The organism is Arthrobacter sp. P4_H3 (assembly GCF_056400885.1).
On sequence record NZ_JBFUKK010000024.1, the window covers coordinates 55,651 to 62,519 of the forward strand.

Here is a 6,869-nt window from a genome sequence, read left to right on the forward strand (position 1 = left end):
CCCAAGCAGGACGGCTTCCCTAGGCATGTACGAGTCACGCTCCGGAACGCGGCGGAAACCCAGCGACTGTTACAAGGGGCGCCCGTGTCATGAATTTGGGCGCTCGTGATAGTGATCGCCCAAATGTCGGCGATGATCGAGATGGGCGACGACTTGGCGAACCACAGCCTGTGCAACGCCATGGGCGTGAGCTGCGGGATCTACTGCTGGCATCCTGAACTCCAGCTCATTGCGGAGCGCGATTTCTATACGGCTCTCAGCCGAAGGTGAGCGTCACGGCGACGACAACTTCACCGGTATGCTCGACCACCCACACCTAAGCATGCTCCGCCCCGGTATTCCACGTTCTCCAACATTCAGATACGAGCGGTCGGCAGAGAAATGCCCGGCGTGGAGGTACACGCCGACCAATTCTCCGGGGCCTTTGCTCATCGTGCCACCAGCCACGGCAAACCGGCGTCAGACTCGTACAGTTCTTGCCGTTGGTGTTTTTCTTGTGCTGAAGTGCCTGCTCCGCGGACCGGCACCTGTTACAGCTCCAGCCGGAACACCCAGAGCAGCACATCCTCGCCGGGCATGTACCAGTCCCGTGCCGGAACCCTCTGGAAGCCCAGGGAATCGTAGAGAACATGTGCCCGTTCCATAAGCGTCGCACTGGTGATGCTGATGGCCCCGATCGCTGACAGCGACTGGGCGTGCTCGATGACCTGACGAACCATGGCGCGCCCAACGCCGCCGCCTTGAACGGCAGGATCAACTGCGAGCATCCGGAACTCCAGTTCATTTTCAATCGCGATCTCACTGTACGGCTGTCCAGCGAAGGTTAGCGTCACTGCCGCCACTACCGCCCCGGAGGCTTCCGCCACCCACACTTCAGCACGCTCCGCCCGGTGTTCCACGTTGTCCAGCACACTCATACGGGTGGTGGGCTGTGAAATGCCCGGCGTGGAGGTACGCGTCCCGGGTGATTCTCCGGACCTCTGAATGGTCGGCCGGCTCGTTCGGCCTGAAGACCAGATTCACCGCGTAGCGACCCCTGTTCCAGCCACCCGGGCAACGTACTCCTCCAGCGGAGCCGGCGCTGGCTGCGACGACGGGTCGGCCACCGCATCCGCTCCGACAGCATTCGCCACGGCCAGCGCCGTCGAGTAATCCAAGCCAGCCCGGAGCGCCAGCACCAGCGCCGCACAGAACGCGTCGCCCGCGCCTATTGTGTTCGCCACCGTCACAGCTGACGCCGGAGCCTCAGCCACCCGGCGCCCATGCTCGAACATCGCCGACCCGTCCTTCCCGTACGTCACCGCGACAAGCTTCGCCTCGGCCAGCGCCGGAATCAGCTCGTACTCGGTCTCGTTGACGATCACCAGGTCGCAGCGCTCCAGCAGTTCCGCCGGCAGGTCCGTGGCCGGGGCAGCGTTCAGGACGAAGAACCCGGGGGAGCGCCGGGCCGCTTCCAGCACGACGGGCAGGCCGACTTCGAGCTGGCACAGCACCGTCTCGTCCGGCCCGAACTCCACGCCATCCAAAGAAAACCGCGAGTTCGCCCCCGGGCACACCACGATCTGGTTCTCGCCGTCGCGGTCCACCACGATCAGCGCGGTACCCGTCGCGTCGCCGTCGAGCACTGCCACATCAGTGATATCCACTCCGGCTCCAGAAAGCGACTCCAGCATCAGGCGGCCCTGGGCGTCGTTGCCCACCGCCCCGATCATCCGTGCACTCCCGCCCAGGCGCGCGGCGGCAACGGCCTGGTTGGCCCCCTTGCCGCCCGGCTGCTGCTGCAGCACGCCGCCGCCGATGGTCTCCCCGGCGGTGGGAAGCCGGTCCGTGGTGGCGATGATGTCGAGGTTGATGCTGCCGACGACGGTGACGGCAGGAAGTCGAGTGCTCATGAGGAAGTCCTATCAGGTCGAGCCAGAGGCGGCTGGATTAGGAAATAGTGTACGCCATGGTTGTACTTGTTCGTCATACATGGTTGTATAACAACTCACATCCCAAAGGCGGGACCCCGCCTGCAGAACAAAGGAGTTTGATGTGAACAGCCCAGCCCCGGTCACTACCTCGCCGCCAGCCGCCGTCGGAACCGAAACAAGCGCAGACCAGACACAGTTCGCCGGCCGCCGCTCCGCCCTCCTCATTTCCACCCTGCTGCTCGGCGTGCTGTCCTTCCAGCTCAACGCCAGCATGGTCACCCCGGCGCTGCCCCAGATCGCCGCCAGCTTCGGACTGGGTGCCGACAGCGCCGCCCCTGTGCAGTCCATGTTCTTCCTCGCCGGAGCCATCGCCGGCCCGGTGATCGGGCGGTGGAGCGACTTCATCGGCCGCCGCGCCGCGCTGCTCCTGGTCCTCGGCATCATGGGCGCCGGAACACTTCTCTGCATCGCGGCCCCAACGCTTCCTGTGCTCATCGCCGGAAGGTTCCTCCAGGGCGTGTCCAGCGCCGTCTTCGCCCTCGCCTACATCGTCCTTAGCGAGAATCTGCACGCCCGTCTTTTCGGCACCTCCGTGGGCATCATCGCCGCCATCAACGGCGGCGTCGGCGGCGTGGACGGCTACGTCGGCGGCCTCATGGCCGAAACCCTCGGATTCCGGTCCATCTTCGTCGTCGTGCTGGTGCTGACCGCCGTCGCCGCCGCCTGCATCCTCAGGATCGTCCCGAAGGGACGGCCCCAGGGAGTCCGCGGCGCCATGGACTGGTGGGGAGCGGGCTCGCTCTCGGTCTTCCTCGTCTTCATCACCTACTTCGTCTCCGGCGGATCGGCCGCCGGCTGGACCGCCCCCAGCACCCTGGCCCTGCTGGCCGGCACCGTCGCGTCCTTCGCCGCCTTCTGGATGATCGAGAAGAAGCGCAGCCACCCGCTCATCGCCGTCCACCACCTGCGCTCCCGCCAGGTCTGGCCCGTCATCGCCACCACCGTCCTGACCCTGGCCGGCATCTTCGCGGTCATCAACTTCACCGTGGTCCTGCTCAGCCAGGACATCCACCACGGCTTCGGGCTCAGCGCGTCCGTCTCTGCCCTGCTGTTCCTGACCCCGGCCGCGCTCATCGGCGTCTTCGCCGCACCGCTCGCCGGCTGGCTCGCCGACCGCCGCGGCTGGATCAAAACCCTCCGGGCCGGAACCGGGCTCAGCCTGGCCTGCGCCATCGCCGCGGCAACATTCTCCGACAACCAGGTGGCCGTCCTGATCGCCGTCGCCGCCCTCGGCATCTTCTACAACGGCCTCTTCCTCACCGCCATCAACGGACTCTCCGTCCTGCTCTCACCCAAGGAAGCACCCGCCGCCCTGCCCGGCATCAACGGCGCCTCCTTCGGCATCGGCGCGAGCCTCGGCGTCGTGCTCGTGGCGCCCTTCGCCGCCCAGGCCACCGCCGCCGGCTACACCACAGCCCTCTGGATCTCGGTCGCCATCACCGCGGCCGCCTTCCTGGTCAGCCTCTTCGTCGCGGCACCCAAGGGCGAAAAGCTCTAACCCCACACCCGTCCATCAGCACGTCCAGCACCAACGAAACGAGAAACTCAGCATGACCACGCCCATCAGCCACCCGTTCTACCTCGACTGCGACACTGGGATTGACGACGCCCTCGCCCTGGCCTACCTGCTCGCCGCGCCGCAGGCGGACGTGCGGGGGATCGGTACCGTCAGCGGCAATGTCAGTGCCGTCGTCGGCGCCCGGAACACCCTGGACCTGCTCCAGCTCGCCGGGCACGCCCACATCCCCGTAGCACTCGGAGCCCACGACCCGCAGGCCGGCACCTTCCACGGCGGTGCCCCGCACGTCCACGGCGCCAATGGAATCGGCGAAGTCTCACTTTCGCCGGCGGCTGCCGAGCTGGCGCCCGAGACCGCGGCGGAGATGCTGGTGCGGCTCGCGCACGAACACCCCGGCACGCTGCGGATCGTGGCTATCGGGCCGCTGACCAACATCGCCGAAGCACTGCGCCTGGACCCCGAGCTGCCCCGGCTGGTGCACGACGTCACCATCATGGGCGGCGCCGCGTTCGCGCCCGGGAACATCACCGCCGTGGCCGAGGCCAACATCGCCAACGACCCCGAAGCCGCAGCGGACGTGCTCGCCGCCGACTGGGACGTGACCCTGGTGCCGCTGGACGTCACCATGTCCAACGTGCTCGAGGAAAGCCACCGGCAAGAGCTGCTCGCTTCTTCGGGTCCTGTGCCGCGGGCGCTGGGGGAGATGCTCGGCTACTACTTCCGGTTCTACGAGAGCCAGTTCGGCCGGGCCTGCTCGGCGATGCACGACCCCCTCGCCGCGGCCCTCGCGGTGGGCGGCGTCAGTGCCGCGGTGGCCCCGCTGGTGACGGTCGACGTCGACACCACTGACGGTCCCGGCCGCGGCCAGACCATCTGCGACCTCCGCGGACGGTACATGGACTACCCGGAGCAGTCCGGCGCCCGCTGCCGGGTGGTGCTGGAGCTCGACGGCGACTTCGCGCCGCACCTGGTGGAGGTGCTGCTGGGATTTGCGGATGTTGAAAGTCCCACGGCGGCAATGGCCTCGGGTGCGGCGGTCGCCTGAGCGAAGTAATATCAAGTGAACTGTCGCTTTGACCGCCCTTCACACGCAGGGAAACGTCCGCGGCCCTATCTGTCGGACGCCAAGCTTGACGCGATCCTTTAGATAGGATGCAGGAGTCCGCCAGCCCCGGCTCCCGCCCCCGAAGTTGCTATCCGCGACCCCAAGGTGTTCCACATGTCGCTTAGGTCTTGGTCCCGGAGCTCCAAACAGGCGTAGCCCCTTCCAATCGATTGAGGGCGCCTCACCTGGCTTCAGCTGGGCAGGCTCGGTGTCGCTCGGGGACTGCGCTTGACCCTAAGTGGGGCCCTTGACACGTGGGTGCCTCTGATGACATCCCGCTGGAACAGAGCGGGGTGGTCCGGCTTCGAGGGTTGGATTCCAGATAGCCTTCGTGCCCGTTCTATCTGAATGGCGTGTCACTCATGCTAACTTCGACGTCGCCGTACCCGGCCTTGTCTAAGAGCAGCCGCACGCTGGTCATGGTCTCTTTACCATGCGGGTTCGGGCCCACCATCACACGTACTATTGGGAGCTTGTTCACCGCTTCCTTGCCATCGTCCTGCCGTGAAGGGAAGTCGATATCGCCCAGCTCTATAAAGGGCACCAAGCCAAATGGCCCCGACCGGAAGTCCACGAACTTCCAAGCGGGGGTAACGTTGCTCTGTATTCTCCACTCGCGTTCGTCTTGGAAACCTGAATCCTTCACGCGGCGAAGGGATTCAAATGCCAACCAGATTCTGGCGTCTCCTGTGAAGAATCCCTTGGCTGTGCCGGCTTCTTCCTCTTGTATGGCTTGAATCGTTTTGTCCAGAACGTCCGAAGCAAGTTGTCGTTGATCCTCCGGCTGGTAGAGAACGGCGGTCCACTCTTCGGTGAGTTCTTGGGTGTCATCCGGGCTCCAGCCAACATGGTGGGTTTCGCCGTCCGTGTCTACTATTTCCTCGTGATATTCGGCGCTGTAGTAGTTCGCTGGCGGGTTTGGGTGTTGGGCGGATGCACTCAATTCTCGCGCACCGAGTTTCACCCTTGTATCAAAGCCGATTGAGAAGCCCACACTATTTCCGTAGTTGCGCCACATCGTGAGGCTGTCGCCCTCTTGGCAGGCAGACAGGATGTAGGTCTCCGTTCGATAGGACCGACTCTGGCCATTGAGCTTGGCGGCAATCTCGGCCTGTAGCGAGGGCGCGAACTCCCCACGGCGTTCTTCGAAGATGGCCGAAACTTGTCGCAGACCACTCAACAATTCGTTTCGATCGTTCATGAACGCGGCAGATCCGGCTCGGACGACACCACTGTTGATGATTCCCAGGAGCCCGTCACCAGTCGTGTAGTGCCAAACCACTTCTGGAGGCTTAGGTGTAGTTGCTTTGTGCATCTGATTTCATCTCGATTCTTGACATCAAGGGAATCCTCGAAGAGTTCTTGGGCTTGAGAGCTCCGGTAAGTTCCGAGGGGTAGACCCCTATCCGCCTCAGGGGCGAGGCTGGCCCGAAGCTCGGCCTCCGAACATTCTCTCGCCTTCCTCCCGCCCGCCTGGACCTCGTAGGGTACTTCTCCGCCGGCGACCGCCCCGAGATTGTGGTTGAGCTGACAATCGCCGCCTCCACCACGGCTGGCCGCCACTCTCTCACCATCTCAGATTGTCTTCGGGACGGCGGCCCGCGGTTCACTATACCGAGGCTTGTTGACCGCATAAGCGGGCGTCTTAGCCGAGGCGGTCAGGACTGCAGCGACTGCATCACGGATAGGTGCCCGGCGCGTGCCGCGATCAGGCATTTAGCCAGGTAGAAGGGCCGGTTCGCGTGCCTGACGTACTGCGTCAGCACGAGGACCGGATCCGGGGCTCGCAGGTCCAGTAGCTTGGCCCGGCTGGGGCCCACCTGGCTGAGACTGATCTGGCACTCGCCGGGTCCGAGGACCCGGCCGAAGCGGCTGTTCAGGCTGGCAAGCAGGGTGCTGCCGCCGTCGTCGTCGATTTCCAGCGGCGCGGCGGCAGTGGAACTGCTGCCCAGGCTGACCGGCCCGGCAGAGATGTTTTCCTGCAGGTGTGCGATGGCTTCACCGTCGCGGATCAGGACTGACTCCCAGAGCCAGCAGCCGGCGCCGGGCTCCACGCCCACGCCGGGGGCGACGAACTCGGAGGCGGGCTGCCGCTGGCGCTGGATGCGTTTGATTTCGATGTGCTGTCCGGGGCCGCCGAGGACTTCCTCGAAGGGCCGGATCCGTTCGATGCCGATGCGGGGGAGGGTGTCGGCGACAAACCGGCCCACGCCCCGGCGGGCCCGGATGAGGCCGTCCTCTTCGAGCAGCATCAGGGCTTCGCGGACCACGG

Annotated in this window: 6 protein-coding genes; 2 read left to right on the forward strand and 4 right to left on the reverse strand. The window is 65.2% G+C overall.

Features of this window, described 5'->3' with window-relative positions:
- Window positions 1–530: 530 nt before the first annotated feature.
- On the reverse strand, window positions 531–917 hold the full coding sequence (locus tag AC1DRE_RS22405) for a GNAT family N-acetyltransferase (protein WP_476986693.1): 387 nt from the start codon (window positions 915–917) through the stop codon (window positions 531–533).
- A 102-nt stretch (window positions 918–1,019) separates the two neighbouring features.
- Window positions 1,020–1,892 (reverse strand): ribokinase, encoded by an 873-nt coding sequence (locus tag AC1DRE_RS22410; protein WP_476986694.1) that lies wholly within the window; start codon window positions 1,890–1,892, stop codon window positions 1,020–1,022.
- Between the two features lie 142 nt (window positions 1,893–2,034).
- Here AC1DRE_RS22410 and AC1DRE_RS22415 point away from each other — a divergent pair, with 142 nt between their 5' ends.
- Both AC1DRE_RS22415 and AC1DRE_RS22420 read left to right on the forward strand, forming a co-directional pair.
- Entirely contained in the window at window positions 2,035–3,471 is a 1,437-nt protein-coding gene (locus tag AC1DRE_RS22415) for an MFS transporter (protein ID WP_476986695.1), read from the forward strand.
- A 52-nt stretch (window positions 3,472–3,523) separates the two neighbouring features.
- Entirely contained in the window at window positions 3,524–4,537 is a 1,014-nt protein-coding gene (locus AC1DRE_RS22420; RefSeq protein ID WP_476986696.1) for a nucleoside hydrolase, read from the forward strand.
- Between the two features lie 400 nt (window positions 4,538–4,937).
- On the opposite strand, the gene AC1DRE_RS22425 is transcribed toward AC1DRE_RS22420, so the two are convergent.
- Both AC1DRE_RS22425 and AC1DRE_RS22430 read right to left on the reverse strand, forming a co-directional pair.
- Window positions 4,938–5,912: a DUF2971 domain-containing protein gene (locus AC1DRE_RS22425; RefSeq protein ID WP_476986697.1), complete on the reverse strand. Its 975-nt coding sequence runs from the start codon at window positions 5,910–5,912 to the stop codon at window positions 4,938–4,940.
- 343 nt (window positions 5,913–6,255) lie between these two features.
- Window positions 6,256–6,869: GntR family transcriptional regulator (locus AC1DRE_RS22430; RefSeq protein ID WP_476986698.1), on the reverse strand; the 614-nt coding region annotated here is incomplete at its 5' end.

Bases quoted from the DNA above. Each gene is read 5' to 3' on its own strand.
- AC1DRE_RS22425 (WP_476986697.1), bottom strand. From the start codon at position 5,912: ATGCACAAAGCAACTACACCTAAGCCTCCAGAAGTGGTTTGGCACTAC.
- AC1DRE_RS22410 (WP_476986694.1), bottom strand. From the start codon at position 1,892: ATGAGCACTCGACTTCCTGCCGTCACCGTCGTCGGCAGCATCAACCTC.
- AC1DRE_RS22420 (WP_476986696.1), top strand. From the start codon at position 3,524: ATGACCACGCCCATCAGCCACCCGTTCTACCTCGACTGCGACACTGGG.
- AC1DRE_RS22405 (WP_476986693.1), bottom strand. From the start codon at position 917: ATGAGTGTGCTGGACAACGTGGAACACCGGGCGGAGCGTGCTGAAGTG.